We start from the raw sequence: 17,116 nt of genomic DNA, 5'->3' as shown, positions 1-17,116 counted from the left end.
TTTGCGGCGCTTCAGTCAAAACCGCCGAACCGCCGGTTCAGCTTGCGCATCCCACCGATCCAGCGGTCGTAATTTTCGGTTTTCTTGCGCATGTAGCCAAGGACTTCGGGGTGTGGCAGGACGAGAAAGGTTTCGTCCCTGATGGTCTGCACGCACGCCTCGGCTACCGGTTCCGGTTCCATCATTCCGTCGATCGCGGCAACATGGTCTTCGTGTCCGCGTGTCATTTCGGTCCGAACGGCTTGCGGGCACAGGACCGAAACCTTGATCCCGTCGTCCCCATGGGTCATCGCCAGCCATTCCGCCAGACCCACGGCCGCGTGTTTCGTCACGCCATAGGGGGCCGACCCCACCTGGTTCAGCAGCCCGGCCGCCGAGGCGGTATTCAGCAGGTAGCCACCGCCCCGCGCTGTCATCCTGGGGATCAGGTGGCGGGCCGCCCAGACATGGGACATCACGTTGATGTCCCAGATTCGCTGCCAGTCGTCGTTGCCGACCTCAACGCCGCCGGCGACCGAAATCCCGGCGTTCGAACAGAACAGGTCGATCGGGCCGATCTCCGTTTCCACCCGCTCGATCAGAGACTTGATGTCCTCTTCCGTGCCTACGTTCACGGAGACGGCCAGCCCGTCGATCTGACGGGCCGTGTCTTCGGCCCCGGCCAGGTTGAGATCGGCGCAAACGATTTTCCTTGTACCTTCCTGCGCAAAACGCAGCGCCATGGCCCGGCCGATACCGCTCGCAGCCCCTGTCACGACGATGATCTTGTCCTTCAGTTCCATTGCCGTCTCCTCAGGTCCACATGTTGGAACCGCCGCAGACGGTCAACGCCTGCCCGGTCATGTAGCGGCTTGCGTCCGAGGCCAGGAACACCGCGAGTCCTTCGAAATCCTCCGGTTCACCCAGCCGTCGCAACGGGATTTCGGTCCTGATCCTGTCTTCGACCTTCGGGTCGTCCCAGAGTTCCCGTGCGAAATCGGTCCTGACGAGACCCGGACAGATCGCATTGAACCGCACGCCGTCGGGGCCGAATTCGGCGGCCAGGTTGCGCACCAGTCCGATCAGGGCCAGCTTGGACATGCCGTAAGTGCCCAGCATGACCGACGGCTTGAACGCGCCGATGGAACTGGTGAACATCATCGACCCGTTTCCCTTGGCCACCATGTCCGGCACGACCATGCGCGCCAGCCAGAGGTTGGATTGCACGTTCGCCGCCATGGTTTTTTCATAGGCGTCGTCCGGGATCTCCGATGTCGGTCCATAGTAAGGATTCACGCCGGCATTTCCGACGACGATGTCGATCGGGCCGGCCCGGTCGCGCGCCGTCTCCACCAAAGCCTGCAACTGGTCCTTGTAACCGACATTGCAGGCCACCGGAATCGCCCGTTCCGCCCCGGTCGCGGCGTTGATTTCCGCGGCCGCGACATCGAGCTGATCCTGCTTCCGTGCGGATATCACGACCGTCGCGCCATGGGCGGCCAGGGCCTTGGCCATGTGCAGCCCCATGCCCTTGGAGGCCCCGGTCAGAACCGCGACCCTGCCTGTCAGATCAAACAGCTTGTCCATGTTTACGGCCCCTCGAACATCTTGCCGCGCGCGACGCCGCCATGGGACGACCGGCGGTCATTGGAGTTTTGGAAACTCTGCACTTCGGCGCGGGCGACGACATGGTGATGCACTTCGTCCGGACCGTCCGCAAACCGCAAGGTCCGCTGACCGGTATACATTTCAGCGAGCGGGAACCACTGCGAGATCCCCGCGGCACCATGCACCTGCATGGATTGATCGATGATCTGACACACCCGTTCCGGCACCATCGCCTTGACGGCGGAGACCCAGATCCGCGCCTCCTTGTTGCCCAGCACATCCATTGCCCGCGCGGCTTTCAGCACCATCATCCGCATCGCCTCGATGTCGATACGGGCGCGGGAAATGGTTTCCATGTTCTTGCCGAGATCGACGATGCGCTTGCCGAACGCCTGACGGTTGATCGCCCGGTCCAGCATCATGTCCAGTGCCCGGTCCGCAGCGCCGATGGAACGCATGCAGTGATGGATGCGGCCGGGCCCCAGCCGCAACTGGCTGATCTCGAACCCGCGGCCTTCGCCCATCAGGATGTTTTCCTTTGGCACCCGGACGTTTTCGAACTTGATGTGCATGTGGCCGTGGGGGGCGTCGTCATGGCCGAAGACATGCATCGGCCCCACGATGGTGACGCCGGGGGTATCGATCGGCACCAGTATCTGCGACTGCTGCTTGAAGGTTTCCGCCTCTGGAGAGGTTTTCACCATTGTAATCATAATCTTGCAACGGGGGTCGCCGGCGCCGGAGATATAGAATTTTTCGCCGTTGATGACCCATTCGTCACCATCCAGCACAGCGCTGGTCGAGATGTTCTTGGCATCGGAACTGGCGACGTTGGGTTCCGTCATCGCATAGGCGGACCGGATTTCGCCGGCAAGCAGAGGTTTCAGCCATTTTTCTTTCTGTTCCGGGGTGCCGACCCGTTCCAGAACTTCCATGTTACCCGTGTCCGGCGCAGAACAGTTGAGCGTTTCGGAGGCTAGGGGATTCTTGCCAAGCTCGGCGGCGATATAGGCGTAATCGAGGTTGGACAGACCTTCGCCAGTTTCCGCGTTCGGCAGGAAAAAGTTCCAGAGTCCATTGGCCCGCGCTTTTTTCTTCGCGGTTTCCAGAAGTTCAAGTTGGCCCGGCGCATAGGACCAGCGGTCGGCGCGGCCTTCGCCCAGGCGGTAGAACTCTTCAGTGATCGGATCGACATTCTCGGCGATATGCTTGATGACCGCGTCCAGAAGCGGCCGAGCGCCATCGGACATCGTCAGATTGTTCATTTCCGGGGGGTGATTTGCGATGGACATATGATCTTCCTTCCGCCTTTGCAATGGCTTGTCTGTCTAAGTTGATGTTATGGAGTTTTCCGGGGTGTCGCTTGTCCGCGCTCCGGCCTCGCGCCTGTTTTCCCTCGGGCTCCGCCGGTCCGGGGGGGGCCAAGCCTGAAAACCGTGCCGGTGCGATCATACCGCGCCCGTCTCAGCGATGGATTCAAGGCACTGTGCGCGCAGCGCACGTCGATCGGTCTTGTCCGTCGCGCCGCGGGGCAGGGGAGACGCCTGGATCCAGATGCGTTCGGGAATCTTGAACCGCGCAATGTGATCCGCGAGAAACGCGTTCAGTTCCTCCTGCGATGTCGACTGCCCCGGGCGCGTTTGAACGCAGGCCCCGACCGTTTCACCCAGGCGATCATGTGGAAGCGAAAAGGCGCAGGCCTCGGCGACCGCAGGATGGCGATGCAAGGCGCCTTCCACGTCAAGGCAGGAAATGTTTTCGCCACCGCGAATGATGATGTTCTTCTTGCGATCCGAAATGGTCACATAGCCGTCGGAATCGATGAATCCCATGTCGCCGGTCCGCAGCCAACCATCCCGCAGGACCTCGGCCGTTGCTTCGGGTTTATTCAAATAGCACCGCATGTTGCAGGGGCTTTTTACAGTGATTTCGCCGATCTCGCCGGTCGGGACTTCGTGGCCATTCTCATCCAGAAACTTTAGATCCTGCACCGGGGGATGCAGACGCCCGGCACTGCCGGGGCGCGCGACGTAGTCAGGCCCCGCCATGCCGATCCCGACAGCGTTGGTTTCGGTCATTCCCCAGCCGGTCGCAATGTCGGCATTGGGAAATTTCCGTGCGAGATCCTCAACTTGTGCCGCCGGTCTCTTGGCGCCGCCGGATCCGATATAATCCAGCGTCTCCAACGAGAAACCCAACGCCTCAGATGCCTGCAACAGTTCAGCGGATTGTGTCGGAACTCCAAGAAACCGGGTGATTTTTTCCTTTTCCACGATCCGCACGGCCTCAGTCGCATCCCATTTGTACATCAGGGCCAGCTTGGCACCGGCGGGCATGCTCAGAAGAAACATCGGATGCGTTGCGGTCACATGGAACAACGGCGTCACGATCAGCACGGACGGGCGCGGGGCCGGGGGCGCGTCGTCCTCCGGCGGATTGACCAGGGGCGCCATCACGGCCTGCATCAACCATGTGAATACGGCATTCATCGCGCCGCGATGGGTTTGCACGACCCCTTTGGGATGACCGGTGGTTCCCGACGAATACATCACGGCGAAATCGTCATCGGTGTCGATTTCGACATCGGGAGCCGTCGTGTCGGCGCAAGCGGCGAGAAGGTCGGAATAGGATTTCCCCGCCAATCCTTCGCCATCCCGAACGCCGACGAGCGTCAGCCCGAGATCCGCGACCAAAGGTTGGATCCGTTCCACTCGGTCCTTGTCCGCAAAGACCAGTCTTGCGTCGCTGTCCCGCAGCGCATAATCGAGCTCTTCGGTCGTCCACCATGCATTCACGAACACCGTGACGGCTCCGATTGATGCAATCGCCAAGACAAGGATCAGCAGTTCCGGATAGTTGCGCATCGCGATTGCGACAGGAATGCCTTTGGTGACAGCGAAGTCGCGTTCCAGAACATGCGCCATGCGGTGCACTTCATTGGTGAATTCATCGAAGGTCCATCTGTCGTCCTGAAACACCAGGTAATCGGCGGCGCCGTCAGCCTGGGCCGCACGGCTGGCGTGCAGCAGGGCGCGCGCATGCGGTGGAATGTTCTTGAAGACCCTGAATTGCGTTCCGCGAATGGTCGCGGTTGTCAGTTCGAACAAAGGGTTCGTTGTAGTCACGTGTTGAACGGCGGCTTCGGGCGTCATCGGGGGCACGGCCGTCACCATATCGACCATGCCCGTATCTGGCGCAGAATGCGCATTCCAATACCTCCCTTGATCCGCGATTGCACCGAACCCGGTTGGTCCGAGGCTTGCCGCGACTCTTCCTCCGCGAAATGTTAGACTGGAATTTCAGGAGTGCCAATACCGCTTGTCGGAACTATGTTTCGCAATGCGATACTGTCTCGATCCGAAAACCGGTACTCCAATGGGTATCATTTTACATAATACCGATTATGCGATTCCACGACATATGCTCTGGGTATCCGCACGTATCAGGCTACGACGCTGCGGACGTCCGGGTTGTGTCTTCCTCGGCCAGCCGATCAAATGCTTCGTATTGTGACAGAAACACCTGTCCGGTCAGTTCCTCCAGAAAGTGACTGCAAAGCAGCCGGTCCATCACCGGCCCTTTGACTTCCGACAAGTGCAGCGTTAGCCCCATATCCCCAAGCCGGCGGTTGATCGCTTCCAGCGACTCGAGCGCGCTGAGGTCGACTTCGTTCACCGCAGAGAACATCAGGATCACGTGCTTCAGGTTCGGATCGCCGTGAACGCGCGCGAGAATGACGTCCTCCATCCGGCGGGCATTCGCAAAATAGAGGCTCTCGTCGATCCGTAGAGTCAGCACCCGCGGATCGGTGATGACGTCATGGCGGTGAATGTTGCGGAAATGCTGGCTTCCGGGGACGCGGCCGACTTCGGCGACATGTGGCCGAGAGGTTTTCCAGACGAACAGAACCAGGGAGATCGCCACTCCGCTGGCAACGCCGATCTCAACGCCCGCGACCAGGGTCAGTCCGATTGTGCCCAGAACGGCAGCGAAATCGGCTTTGGAATAAGACCAGCTCCGCTGTAAAATGGACAGATCGACCAGCGACAGGACCGCCACGATGATCGTGGCCGCCAGGGTTGCGATCGGCAGAAAATACAGCAGCGGCGTCAGGAACATGGCGGCGATCAAAAGCCCGATCGCCGTGAAGGCGCCTGCCGCCGGCGTGCGCGCCCCGGCGTCGAAATTGACCACGGACCGGGCAAATCCGCCCGTCACCGGGTAGCCGCCTGACAATCCCGATGAGATGTTGGAAACGCCAAGAGCGATCAGTTCCTGGTTCGGCTCGATGCGCTGTTTCTGCTTTGCTGCAAGAGTTTGCGCGACAGACACACTTTCCACGTAGCCGATGATGGAAATCAGGACGGCCGGTCCCAGCAAGGCGGTGATGAGCGCCATGTCGAGATCCGGCATGCCCAGCGGCGGGAAGCCCATCGGCACCTCTCCCACGACCGCCACCCCTGCCCCTGGCAAGGCCAACCCCCAAGTGGCGAGAGTCGTTCCGATGACGGCCAGAACCGGCCCTGCCCGCACCAATGTCCCTGCAAGGCCGGGACCTACGCCCAGAGCCACCAATGCGCGCGCCATGCCCTTGCGAACCCACAGGAGGAAACCAAGAACCGTGATTCCGATCAGGGTCGTCGGGATATTGGCGGCCGGTAGCGCCTGCCACAGCGACCGAAGCAGTTCCGGAAGGCTGTGCCCCTGCGCGGAAACGCCCAGAATATGCTTCACCTGGCTCACCGCGATGAGCAGGCCCGACGCGGTGATGAAACCGGCGATCACCGGGTGGCTCAGAAAATTCGCCACTATTCCCAGCCGCAGCGCCCCCATGAGCAACAGGATGAGACCGGACAACAGGGCGAGCACCGCAGCCGCCGCCACGTAATCCGTCAGGGTATCCAGCCCCAGCGGCGCCAGCGCCGACGCCGTCATCAGCGACACGACCGCCACCGGGCCGACCGCCAGAACGCGGCTGGTTCCAAACAGGGCGTAGGCGACCAGCGGCAGGATCGATGCATAAAGCCCGGTTTCAGCCGGCAATCCCGCCAGCAAGGCATAGGCGAGAGACTGCGGAATCAGCATGATCGTCACGATCACCGCGGCCGTCATGTCCCCTGACAATTGGGAGCGGTCGTAGGCCCTGCCCCAGTCCAGGATCGGCAGAAAGCTTCGCCATGGCATCGCGATTTTTCCTCGTTCCGGTTTTCGAAAAGTCAGACCAGGCCAGTGGTCAATGCCGCGTCGACAAGCGCCGCGCTGCGAGCGCCGGACCGGCAGTAAAAGAGAACGGGTTTTGGTAATTCAGGCCACAATTCCTTGAGCGCGTGGACCTGCTCCGGAACCTGCGATCCCGAAGAAATCGGGAGATAATGCGTTTCCAGGTCCAACAAGGCACCCGCTGAAGAAATGGACTCAAAAAGGGGCTGATCGGCGGATTCACCGTCCGGCCGGTTGCAGATGACGCTTGCGAACCCCAGGGACTTGACCAGGGCCATGTCTTTTGGAGTCAACTGCCCCGTGACGGATATGTCTTGCGTTAATTTCGAAAGGTCCACGGCCTGATCTCCATATCGATCTTCATATATGAAATTTTATATATGACTTGTGCCGTGGATGTGAAGACCGTTGTGGCGGCGGAACGGAACGATTGTCCGCGAATGCCTGTCTTGTCATCTTTTCCCGACCGAATACCGGCCACGAAAGGCAACCGCGGTGGCGGATGCCTTGGCAGCGTCGGGTCGAAACGGATCAGAAGAACGCCTGAAGCCCGGTTTGCGCCCGCCCGAGGATGAGCGCATGCACGTCATGCGTTCCCTCGTAGGTATTGACCGTTTCCAGGTTCATCATGTGCCTTATGACTTGAAATTCCAGGCTGATACCGTTGCCGCCATGCATGTCTCTGGCCATGCGGGCGATATCGAGCGCCTTGCCGCAATTGTTGCGCTTGACGATCGAGATCATTTCCGGCGCGGCATTGGCGTCGTCCATCAGCCGGCCGACCCGAAGGCTGGCTTGCAGACCGAGCGCGATTTCCGTCTGCATGTCGGCCAGCTTCCTTTGAAACAACTGCGTCTGGGCCAGCGGGCGGTTGAACTGATGGCGGTCCAGACCGTATTGCCGCGCCGCGTGCCAGCAGGTTTCTGCAGCCCCCATCGCCCCCCAGCTGATGCCGTAGCGCGCCCGGTTCAGGCAGCCGAACGGCCCCTTCAGTCCCTGGACATTCGGCAGCAGCGCGTCTTCGCCGACATCGACATTGTCCAGAACGATCTCGCCGGTGATGCTGGCGCGCAGGCTCATCTTGTTCTGAACCTTCGGCGCGCTCAGCCCTTTCATGCCCTTTTCGAGGACAAATCCCCGGATCTTGCCGCCATGTTCTTCGGACTTGGCCCAGACGACGAAAACGTCGGCGATCGGCGCGTTCGAGATCCACATCTTGGATCCGTTCAGTCGATAGCCATTGGCGGTCTTTGTCGCGCGGGTTTTCATCCCGGCGGGGTCGCTGCCCGCATCGGGCTCCGTCAGGCCGAAGCAACCGATGAATTCACCGCTGGCGAGTTTCGGCAGATACTTCCGGCGCTGCTCCGCGCTGCCGTATGCATAGATCGGATACATGACAAGGGAACTCTGGACCGACATCATCGACCTGTATCCGCTGTCCACGCGTTCCACTTCGCGGGCCACAAGCCCATAGCTGACATAACCCGACCCAAGCCCGCCGTATTCTTCGGGAACGGTCACGCCCAGCAGACCCATCTCTCCCATTTCCCGGAAAATCGACGGATCGGTATCTTCGGAGGCATAGGCCGCAGTCACGCGCGGTTGCAGTTTTTCCTGCGCATAGGCCCGTGCGCTGGCGGCAATCATGCGTTCGTCTTCAGACAACTGATCCTCGAGCCGAAAGGGATCTGCCCAGTCGAATGACCCGAGATCAGGGGAGTCTTTGGCTTTCAGGGCGGGTTTGGCGGCGACATTCATGACGAACTCCTGACCAGGGTGGGTTTACGGGACTTTACGACGGATGCCCTGCCAAAAACAGCGAGACTTTCACATGAATATATGAGCAAATATCATACATGATCGCGCCGCGCCGCCTCCTTCCGTCCATCGCGTCCCTGCGCGCGCTCGAAGCCCTGGACCGGCTCGGCAGCGCGTCCGCGGTCGCCGCCGAACTGGACCTGACCCAAAGCGCCATCAGCCGTCAGCTGCAAACACTTGAACAACAGATCGGAACCGGGTTGATCCACCGGGAACGCAACCGTCTGATCCTCAGCCCGGCGGCGCAGAAATACGCGGCGGACATCCGTCAGGCGCTCAACCAGATCGCCCAGGCGTCGTTGCGCGTCCAGGTGGCCCCGTTGGGCGGAACCCTCAATCTTGCCATTCTGCCGACCTTCGGAATGCGCTGGCTGGTGCCGCGCTTGCCGGAATTCGCGCGCCTGCATCCGAACGTGACCGTAAACATGTCGACGCGACTGCACCCGTTCAGCTTTGCCTCGGAACCCTTTGACGCTGCACTTCATTTCGGCGATACGAACTGGCCGGGAACCGAAAGCCTTTTCCTGCGCCACGAAAACCTGCTGCCGGTGTGCGCGCCCGCCTTGCTGCGCGGCAAGGATCGGGTTGAACCTGACGACGTTCTGTCCATGCCCCTTTTGCATATCCAGACCCGTCCGCGCGCGTGGCAAGACTGGTTCAATGCAAATGGCCTGCCGCAATCCGGTTCGTTGCCGGGCACGATGTACGATCAGTTTTCAACCATCACACAAGCCGCCTTGCATGGTCTTGGCGTCGCCCTGATGCCCGACTACTTGGTCGAGCAGGATATCGCCCTGGGCCGGCTGGTCGCGTTGCAGGACGCGCCGACGGAAGCGAAAGGCGCCTACTACCTGATCTGGCCGCAGGAAAAGACGCGCGATTCCGCCTTGCAGTTCTTTCGCGACTGGCTGGCAACGCAGGCGCAGTCCGAAGACCCCCTGCCCCGCTGAACCTGTTCTTGCTGGGAACCGCTTGAAGAAACCTCAAGACCCGATCTGCGAAGCCGGCGCAGGCAGAAACGATCGTTCCGCAACATATACCTCAGTTGCCCGAACTCCCCGCCGCACGGATCAGCCGAGAGCGTAGCCCGATCCCCGAACCGTGCGCACCGGGTCGTCGCCGCCGTTGCGCATCAGGGCCTTGCGCAGACGTCCCACATGCACATCCACCGTACGCGTATCGACATATATGTCGCGCCCCCAGACCCGATCCAGAAGCTGTTCGCGGCTCCAGACCCGTCCCGGTTTCTCCATCAAATTGCGTAGGAGCCGGAACTCTGTCGGCCCGAGCCGGACGCTTTGTCCCGCGCGCGTCACCTTGTGCGTCTCGCTGTCCAGGACAATGTCTTCAAATTCGAGCTGGACACCCACGGTGGACGGGCGCGCACGCCGCAGCTGCGCCCGCACACGCGCCATCAGTTCGACGACCGAATAGGGTTTGATGACATAGTCGTCCGCGCCGGTTTCCAGGCCGCGCACCTTGTCGACTTCCTCGGACCGGGCGGACAACATGATGACCGGAATGGCGCGCGTGGCCGGACGTGTCTTGAGCCGGCGGCAGACTTCGATACCGCTCAGTTTGGGCATCATCCAGTCCAGCACGATGACATCCGGCGTTTCTTCGTCCACGAGCAGCATCGCGACTTCGCCGTTCTCGGCCTGGCAAACGCGAAAGCCCTCCGCTTCCAGATTGTAACTCAACACTTCCCGTTGCGAAGGTTCGTCTTCGACAATGAGAACCGTAGGCTGATCGGCGGTCATGCTGGTCATTCTCCTACAGTTCCAGAGAGGTCGTGTCCGCCTTGGGCCGGAATTCGTCGGGACGGTCGCCGGTCACGAGGTACACGACCTGTTCGGCAATGGATGTCACGTGGTCGCCCATGCGCTCGATATTCTTGGCGATGAAATGCAGATGCATGCAGGGTGTGATGTTGCGGGCATCTTCCATCATGAAGGTCAGGAGTTCCCGGAACAGGGCATTGTACATCTGATCGACATCCAGATCGCGCGCGATGACATTTTCAGCCAGTTCGACATCGCGCTGGACATAGGCGTCGAGCGCGTCCTTGAGCATGCGCTCGACTTCCTGCGCCATCCGGCGCAGGGCCGAGGAACTGTCGTCGACCGGCGGAATCTGCGAAAGAACCGTCGTGCGCTTTGCCAGGTTCTTGGCGTAATCCCCGATCCGTTCGAGATTGCCGCTGATCTTGATGACCGACAGCACGAGCCGCAGATCCGTCGCCGCGGGCGACCGCCTGGCGATGACACGCGCGGTCTCTTCGTTGATCAGATCTTCGAGCGCGTCTATGGCCTTGTCGTTGTTGCGGACCTGCTCGGCCATTTCCTGGTCACGCGTTTCCAGCGACCGGGCGGCCTTCATGATCGCGGCCTCGACCAGCCCGCCCATCTTCATGATATGGGCCTGCATCGTTTCCAGGTCCCGGTCGAACGCCGAGGCAATGTGCTGTTCCTGCATGGCTTTCCCCTAACCGATCCGTCCAGTGATGTAACTTTCCGTGCGCGGGTCTTCCGGATTGGTGAAGATTTGTCCCGTCTCGCCGAATTCCACCAGTTGGCCAAGGTGGAAGAAGGCGGTGTTCTGGCTGACCCGGGCCGCCTGCTGCATGGAATGAGTCACGATGACGACCGAAAAATTCCGTCTCAGCTCATCGATCAGTTCCTCGACCTGCGCCGTCGCGATCGGGTCGAGCGCGCTGCAAGGTTCGTCCATCAGCAGGACTTCGGGTTCCGTGGCCACGGCGCGCGCGATACAGAGCCGCTGTTGCTGCCCGCCGGACAGCCCAGTGCCGGGCGCATGAAGGCGGTCCTTCACCTCGTCCCAGAGTGCGCCCCGCCGCAATGCCCGTTCCACGATCTCTTCGAGGTCGGACTTCGAGCGGGCCAGACCGTGGATCTTGGGGCCATAGGCGACATTGTCAAAGATCGACTTCGGAAAGGGGTTGGGCTTCTGGAACACCATTCCGACCTTCGCGCGCAATTGCACCGGATCGACGCGCTTGTCGTAGATGTCTTCGCCGTCCAGCCGCATGGAGCCGGTGACACGACAGCTGTCGATGGTGTCGTTCATCCGGTTGAGACAGCGCAGGAAAGTCGATTTCCCGCAGCCGGATGGGCCGATGAACGCCGTAACCGTGTTGTTGGCGATATCGACGTTCACATCCCGGATGGCATGGGTGTCGCCATAAAACACGTTCACGTTGCGGGCCAAGATCTTGGGCGTCTCCACATCGATGGCAGAGCCGGCAAGCCGGGACATATCGTTCATTTCTTCCATTTCCTTACCAACGGCGTTCAAAGCGGCGGCGCAAGATCACGGCGATCGTGTTCATGGCGACGAGAAAGACCAACAGGATGATGATGCCTCCCCAGGCGCGTTCATAGAAAGCGGGATCGGCGCGTTTTGCCCATTCGTAGATCTGTGCCGGCATCGCGGAGTTGGGGTCCAGCAGCCCCGCCACGATACCATCAGGCGCATTGGATGCAACAAAGCCGACCATGCCGATCAACAGCAGCGGCGCGGTTTCTCCCAGCGCCTGCGCCAGGCCGATGATGGTGCCGGTCAGGATTCCGGGCGCCGCCAAAGGCAGGACATGATGAAAGACGGACTGCATCCTGGATGCGCCGATGCCAAGGGCGGCATCGCGGATCGACGGCGGCACCGCCTTCAGCGCCGCCCGGGTAGAGATGATGATCGTCGGCAGGGTCATGAGCGTCAGGACCATTCCGCCCACCAGCGGCGCCGACATCGGGAGATGCATCGTGTTGATGAACACCGCCAACCCGAGAATACCGAAAACGATGGACGGGACGGCCGCGAGATTGCTGATGTTGACTTCGATGACATCCGTCCACCAAGTCTTCGGGGCGAATTCCTCCAGATAGATGCTGGCGGCGACTCCGATCGGCAGCGACAGCACCAGAACAACCAGCATCATGAACAGCGACCCGATCATCGAGACCCCGAACCCGGCCGCCTCGGGCCGCTGGTCCGACGCATCCGCGCCCAGAATGAACGCCGGGTTGAATTTCTTTTCGATCAGGCCGAGGTTCACCAACTGGTCGACGAAATCGAGCTGCTCCACGGAAATGTTCTTGTCGTTCTGGATGCTGTCGCGGCTGACCCGGCCCTTCATGTAGCCATCCACGCGGCTATTGGCCAGAAAGGTGAACTCCGCGGTGGTTCCGATCCTGTCCGGATTGGCCAGAACATAGTCGCGAAGCTGGGCGGCGGCATCCTTGGACAGGATTTCGCCCATCTCCTTCGCCGAAAGCGCTGTCTCCACGCCCTGTTCGGCCGCCAGTGTCTCGAAGGCCCCGTTGATCAGCGGAGCGTAACCGAAGGTCGACACTTTCTTGATCTGCTCAAGGTCCCGATCGCCGGTCTTGTCGAGCTTGCTTTCGAGAAGTTCGACATCCAGCGTCACGAAGCTTTGCCGAAACGCGCCGGACCCGTTGCTCACGATCGTGGTGACCAGTGTGACCAGCATCAGCAATCCGATCGAGATCGCGATCACGCCATAAAGCTTGAACCGGGTTTCGGCGGCATTGCGGCGGCGCGTGCGGGCGTCCTGCCGAAGCAGCGACCCGTTTTCTGTGGATACGGGCAAGGCCGGATCGGTTGCGTGGGTCATTCGTACTGCTCCCGGTATCTGCGCACGATATACAGCGCCAGAATGTTCAGCCCCAGTGTCAGGACGAACAGCGTCAGTCCAAGCGCGAAGGCCACCAGCGTTTCCGGACTGGCGAAATCCGTGTCCCCGGTCAGTTGGCTGACGATCCGGGTTGTAATGGTCGTCATCGATTCCAGCGGGTTGAGGGAAAACTTGGCGATGGCCCCTGCCCCCATGACGACGATCATCGTTTCACCGATGGCGCGGCTGGCGGCGAGAAGAATGGCGCCGACGATCCCCGGCAAGGCCGCGGGCAGGACCACCTGGCGGATGGTTTCGGACCGGGTCGCGCCCAGACCGAAAGACCCGTCGCGCAGGGATTGCGGCACCGCGGAGATGATATCGTCGCTCAGGGAAGACACGAAGGGGATGAGCATGATGCCCATCACGACTCCGGCGGTCAGCACAGATGTGGCGCCCGCCATCCAGTCCACGCCAAGAACCCCGTCGCTGCCACGGCCGAAGAAATTCACCAGCATCGGTCCGACTGTCAACAAGGCGAACAGGCCGTAGACGATGGTCGGGATGCCCGCGAGAATTTCCAGAAGCGGCTTGGCGAAGGATCGCGTGGCCTTTCCGGCATATTCCGACAGGTAGATCGCAGCGAAAAGCCCGATCGGCACCGCCACCGCGAGAGCAATGAAAGAGATATAGAGGGTGCCCCAAAGCAAGGGCAGGATCGACAGTTCGCTGTCGCCCCGGAAGTTCGGCGCCCATGTGGTGCCAAAGAAAAAGTCGGTCCAGGAATGCAACGAAAAGAAGTTGCGCGTTTCAAACAGCATCGACAGGACGATGCCCAGCGTGGTCAGGATCGCGATCGAGGCTGCCGCGATCAGCAAGGCCATGACCGCGCGTTCGACCGCATTGCGGGCCCAGAAGTCCCGCGACGTCCGGCTGACGGACAGGACCAGTCCGATGATTGCAAGCCCGAGGACGCAAAAACCCATCAGGCGCGTTCCGGAGGCAGTGGCCCGCCGGTAGGCTTGTGCGGCGCGCATGACTTCCGGGCGCACGTCCGACCCCAGCGCGACGCCGACCTCCCCGAGACGGGCGCGGATATCGGACAGTTCGGGCCGCATGCTGTTGGCCTGTTGCGCCGTCAGGACATTTTCGGCCACAGCCTTGTCCAGCCCGGTGGCCAGGCGGCGAACGTCGCTCATGACGAGGCCGGCGCTCGATCCTTCGGGGATCAGTTCCTGCGGCAGCAGGTTGGACACGCGGTTCTCGATCAGAAGCGGTTGCAGGACCAGCCAAAGCACCAGAGCGCCCAGAGCGGGAACCAGCGTCGAAATCACCACATTCCAGCCATAGTAGGCCGGCAACGAATGCAATTGGCGCACGTCTCCGTCAGCTGAGGCGAGCGCCCGCTTCCGGCCCGCAAGGTAGCCCGCCGCCCCGAGGGCGATCAGGATGAGAATGAGCCAGTGAAATGGCATGGGGCGTTACCGATATGTTTGGTGGGTAAAGAAACGGACGGAGCACCGCGATGCTCCGTCCATGATCGAACGGGGACGGTCAGGAGCTTCCGCCGAGCGTCTTTTCGTCGGCAACGATGGCTTGCGTGTCGCTCAGTTCCGGATCCGAAACCAGACCGTATTCGGAAAGCGGACCGTCGGGACCCGCGATCTCATCCGCCACGAAGAATTCGGCGAATTCCTTCAGACCGGGAATGACGCCGATATGCGCCTTCTTGACGTAGAAGAACAAGGGGCGGGACACCGGGTATTCGCCGGAAGAGATCGAGTCCGTGCTCGGCATCACGCCGGACATGGCCGCAACCTGAAGCTTGTCGGTGTTGTTCTCATAGAAGGCCAGGCCGAAGACGCCGATGCCGTCCTTGTTGCTGTCGATGCGGGCCAGGGTTTCGGTGTAATCGCCATCGATGTCCACGGACTTCCCGTCGGTGCGCAGTTCGATGCAGGCTTTCTCGGCCGCGCCCTTTCTGGACTTGTCGTCTTCGCCCTTGGCAGCCGCCAGATAGGCTTCGAAGTCGCCGGATTCTTCGCACCCCGCAAGGATCACCTTTTCCTCGAAGACTTCGCGGGTGCCGTGCTTGGTTCCCGGCACATAGGTCTGGATCGCCTGGGCCGGCAGGGCCGGATCGACTTCATTCCACATGGTATACGGGTTGTCGACCAAAGCGCCGTCGACGACCACCTGGCGGGAAATCGCGCGATACCACTGGACCGGGGTGAATTCGAAGGAATTGCCGTTGATGTCGCTGGCAAAGACGATGCCGTCATAGCCGATGCGGACTTCGATGATATCCGTCACGCCGTTCTCTGCGCAGACCTGGATTTCCTTGTCGCGGATCTGACGCGAGGCATTGGCGATATCGATGGTGTTTTCGCCGAGACCTTCGCAGAAGCGTTTCAGGCCGGCGGACGACCCGCCCGATTCCACGACCGGCGTCGGGAAGTCGAAGTTCTCGCCAAAGGCTTCGGCAACGATCGACGCATATGGCAGCACCGTCGAAGACCCGGCCACCTGGACCTGATCGCGGGCGGCAGCGGTGGTTGCACAGAAAGACGCGACGGCCAGAGTGGAAGCAGTCAGTTTCAAGATGGACATGAATGTCTCCTAAAGGACATGAACGAGCGGCCACCCCCATGATGACCTCGCGCCCCACCTAGGTGGTCTGCGTATGCCTTTTGTGACACCCCGGTAACAGTTTCATGACAAAGCGCGATAAAATGGATCGCATCGAAACCGCGCGCAATCCGCGCCGGGCCGATCCCGGCTCGCAAAGGTCTGCTACTGCGGCAAAACCACCGTGCAGGTTGTGCCTTTGCCCAATACGCTGTCGACCCGGAACCGTCCCCGGTGGCGATTCACGATGTGCTTGACGATGGCCAACCCCAGGCCGGTTCCACCGAGTTGGCGGCTTCGGTGATTGTCCACCCGGTAGAATCGTTCCGTCAGGCGCGGCAGATGGACCGGGTCGATTCCCGATCCCCGGTCGATCACCTGCACCTGAACCGCCGGAACGCGCAATTCCGAATCGCGCTCAACCACGCGCAGTTCGATCGTCGTCCGGTTGTTTTCGCCCCCGTATTTGATCGCGTTCTCGATCAGGTTGGTGAAAACCTGGCGCAACTGGTCGTCATCGCCCGAGATCGGCAGCGGTCCGCTCGGCGCATCCAGTTCCAGAACGGCGCCATTCGTGTCCGCCAGCGGCGTCAGGGAGGACATGGTGGATTTCAGGATGCCAGCGATGTCGACCTTCTTGGTCGGGCGAACGCGCTCTGCCGATTCGACGCGGCTGAGCGACAGCAGATCCCCGACCAGCCGGTTCATCCGCCCGGCCTCCCGCTCCATGATGCCGAGAAACCGGTCCCGCGCGGCAGCATCGTCCCGCGCCGCGCCGCGCAGCGTTTCGATGAATCCGATCAGCGCTGTCAGCGGGGTGCGCAGTTCGTGGCTGACATTGGCCACGAAATCGCGCCGCATCTGGCCGGCCTGTTCCATGTCCGCCCGGTCCTGAAAGCTGATCATGGCCGCACCCTTGCCGTCGTTCGTGACGCCGTCGATATAGCGGCAGGTCACGTCAAGGGGCGCCGTTTGCGCACCCTCCTTGATCATGTGGCGGGCCAGGTGCTCCTGCCTGTCCCGCAAGGTCGATTCGATCGCTTCGATCATGAGCGGCTGCCGCAGCACGTTGGCATAGTGCCTGCCGACGATGGCATCGCCGAGCAGGCGTTTTGCTTCAGCATTGGCGGCGATGATCCATTCCTCCTGATCGACCATCAGCGCGGGCAACGGAACGGCTTCCAGCACACTGTGGACCACGACGGAGGGCAT

15 protein-coding genes are annotated in these 17,116 nt (G+C 61.1%); 1 reads left to right on the top strand and 14 read right to left on the bottom strand.

The annotated features are described in order from the left end of the window. Nucleotides 1–11 precede the first annotated feature (11 nt). The 7 genes from QO034_RS05970 to QO034_RS05940 form a co-directional block, all read right to left on the bottom strand. Nucleotides 12–782: an SDR family oxidoreductase gene (locus QO034_RS05970; RefSeq protein ID WP_284484592.1), complete on the bottom strand. Its 771-nt coding sequence runs from the start codon at nt 780–782 to the stop codon at nt 12–14. A 10-nt stretch (nt 783–792) separates the two neighbouring features. Then, nucleotides 793–1,566, bottom strand: a complete 774-nt coding sequence (locus tag QO034_RS05965; RefSeq protein WP_284484591.1) for an SDR family NAD(P)-dependent oxidoreductase — start codon at nt 1,564–1,566, stop codon at nt 793–795. A 2-nt stretch (nt 1,567–1,568) separates the two neighbouring features. Next, complete coding sequence (locus QO034_RS05960) at nt 1,569–2,852, bottom strand: acyl-CoA dehydrogenase family protein (protein WP_284484721.1); 1,284 nt, start codon at nt 2,850–2,852, stop codon at nt 1,569–1,571. Between the two features lie 183 nt (nt 2,853–3,035). After that, complete coding sequence (locus QO034_RS05955; protein WP_284484590.1) at nt 3,036–4,769, bottom strand: class I adenylate-forming enzyme family protein; 1,734 nt, start codon at nt 4,767–4,769, stop codon at nt 3,036–3,038. A gap of 265 nt (nt 4,770–5,034) precedes the next feature. Then, nucleotides 5,035–6,771 carry a SulP family inorganic anion transporter gene (locus QO034_RS05950; protein ID WP_284484589.1) on the bottom strand — a complete coding sequence of 579 codons (1,737 nt, stop codon included), beginning with the start codon at nt 6,769–6,771 and terminating at the stop codon, nt 5,035–5,037. 32 nt (nt 6,772–6,803) lie between these two features. Continuing rightward, nucleotides 6,804–7,145 carry a beta-lactamase hydrolase domain-containing protein gene (locus tag QO034_RS05945; protein ID WP_284484588.1) on the bottom strand — a complete coding sequence of 114 codons (342 nt, stop codon included), beginning with the start codon at nt 7,143–7,145 and terminating at the stop codon, nt 6,804–6,806. Between the two features lie 193 nt (nt 7,146–7,338). Further along, complete coding sequence (locus tag QO034_RS05940; RefSeq protein ID WP_284484587.1) at nt 7,339–8,565, bottom strand: acyl-CoA dehydrogenase; 1,227 nt, start codon at nt 8,563–8,565, stop codon at nt 7,339–7,341. Nucleotides 8,566–8,663: 98 nt separating this feature from the next. Between QO034_RS05940 and QO034_RS05935 the strand changes: the two genes are divergently transcribed. Further along, complete coding sequence (locus QO034_RS05935; RefSeq protein ID WP_284484586.1) at nt 8,664–9,575, top strand: LysR family transcriptional regulator; 912 nt, start codon at nt 8,664–8,666, stop codon at nt 9,573–9,575. 120 nt (nt 9,576–9,695) lie between these two features. On the opposite strand, the gene phoB is transcribed toward QO034_RS05935, so the two are convergent. The 7 genes from phoB to QO034_RS05900 form a co-directional block, all read right to left on the bottom strand. After that, nucleotides 9,696–10,385 carry a phosphate regulon transcriptional regulator PhoB gene (gene phoB / locus QO034_RS05930; RefSeq protein ID WP_284484720.1) on the bottom strand — a complete coding sequence of 230 codons (690 nt, stop codon included), beginning with the start codon at nt 10,383–10,385 and terminating at the stop codon, nt 9,696–9,698. A 13-nt stretch (nt 10,386–10,398) separates the two neighbouring features. After that, entirely contained in the window at nt 10,399–11,100 is a 702-nt protein-coding gene (gene phoU, locus QO034_RS05925) for a phosphate signaling complex protein PhoU (protein WP_284484585.1), read from the bottom strand. Between the two features lie 9 nt (nt 11,101–11,109). Beyond that, the gene (gene pstB / locus QO034_RS05920) at nt 11,110–11,901 is read right to left on the bottom strand and encodes a phosphate ABC transporter ATP-binding protein PstB (RefSeq protein WP_407696730.1); all 792 of its coding nucleotides are present in this window, start codon (nt 11,899–11,901) and stop codon (nt 11,110–11,112) included. 22 nt (nt 11,902–11,923) lie between these two features. Further along, nucleotides 11,924–13,276, bottom strand: coding sequence for a phosphate ABC transporter permease PstA (gene pstA, locus QO034_RS05915; RefSeq protein WP_284484583.1), 1,353 nt, complete (start codon nt 13,274–13,276; stop codon nt 11,924–11,926). Next, a complete protein-coding gene (pstC, locus tag QO034_RS05910; RefSeq protein ID WP_284484582.1) occupies nt 13,273–14,751 on the bottom strand; it encodes a phosphate ABC transporter permease subunit PstC in 1,479 nt (492 codons plus the stop codon). The genes pstA and pstC overlap by 4 nt, the downstream gene beginning before the upstream one ends. Before the next feature lie 79 nt (nt 14,752–14,830). Continuing rightward, nucleotides 14,831–15,886 (bottom strand): substrate-binding domain-containing protein, encoded by a 1,056-nt coding sequence (locus tag QO034_RS05905; RefSeq protein WP_284484581.1) that lies wholly within the window; start codon nt 15,884–15,886, stop codon nt 14,831–14,833. Between the two features lie 183 nt (nt 15,887–16,069). Then, complete coding sequence (locus tag QO034_RS05900; RefSeq protein ID WP_284484580.1) at nt 16,070–17,116, bottom strand: sensor histidine kinase; 1,047 nt, start codon at nt 17,114–17,116, stop codon at nt 16,070–16,072.

The organism is Sedimentitalea xiamensis (genome assembly GCF_030164465.1).
Taxonomy (GTDB): Bacteria; Pseudomonadota; Alphaproteobacteria; order Rhodobacterales; family Rhodobacteraceae; genus Sedimentitalea; species Sedimentitalea xiamensis.
The sequence above is the reverse complement of the archived record's forward strand: the minus strand, read 5'-3'. Positions and strand labels throughout refer to the sequence as shown.

Coding starts and splice junctions, on each gene's coding strand:
- pstC (WP_284484582.1), bottom strand. CDS start 14,751: ATGCCATTTCACTGGCTCATTCTCATCCTGATCGCCCTCGGGGCGGCG.
- pstB (WP_407696730.1), bottom strand. CDS start 11,901: ATGTCCCGGCTTGCCGGCTCTGCCATCGATGTGGAGACGCCCAAGATC.
- QO034_RS05900 (WP_284484580.1), bottom strand. CDS start 17,116: ATGCCCTCCGTCGTGGTCCACAGTGTGCTGGAAGCCGTTCCGTTGCCC.
- QO034_RS05970 (WP_284484592.1), bottom strand. CDS start 782: ATGGAACTGAAGGACAAGATCATCGTCGTGACAGGGGCTGCGAGCGGT.
- QO034_RS05905 (WP_284484581.1), bottom strand. CDS start 15,886: ATGTCCATCTTGAAACTGACTGCTTCCACTCTGGCCGTCGCGTCTTTC.
- QO034_RS05950 (WP_284484589.1), bottom strand. CDS start 6,771: ATGCCATGGCGAAGCTTTCTGCCGATCCTGGACTGGGGCAGGGCCTAC.
- pstA (WP_284484583.1), bottom strand. CDS start 13,276: ATGACCCACGCAACCGATCCGGCCTTGCCCGTATCCACAGAAAACGGG.
- QO034_RS05935 (WP_284484586.1), top strand. CDS start 8,664: ATGATCGCGCCGCGCCGCCTCCTTCCGTCCATCGCGTCCCTGCGCGCG.
- QO034_RS05955 (WP_284484590.1), bottom strand. CDS start 4,769: ATGGTCGATATGGTGACGGCCGTGCCCCCGATGACGCCCGAAGCCGCC.
- QO034_RS05960 (WP_284484721.1), bottom strand. CDS start 2,852: ATGAACAATCTGACGATGTCCGATGGCGCTCGGCCGCTTCTGGACGCG.
- phoU (WP_284484585.1), bottom strand. CDS start 11,100: ATGCAGGAACAGCACATTGCCTCGGCGTTCGACCGGGACCTGGAAACG.
- QO034_RS05940 (WP_284484587.1), bottom strand. CDS start 8,565: ATGAATGTCGCCGCCAAACCCGCCCTGAAAGCCAAAGACTCCCCTGAT.
- phoB (WP_284484720.1), bottom strand. CDS start 10,385: ATGACCGCCGATCAGCCTACGGTTCTCATTGTCGAAGACGAACCTTCG.
- QO034_RS05965 (WP_284484591.1), bottom strand. CDS start 1,566: ATGGACAAGCTGTTTGATCTGACAGGCAGGGTCGCGGTTCTGACCGGG.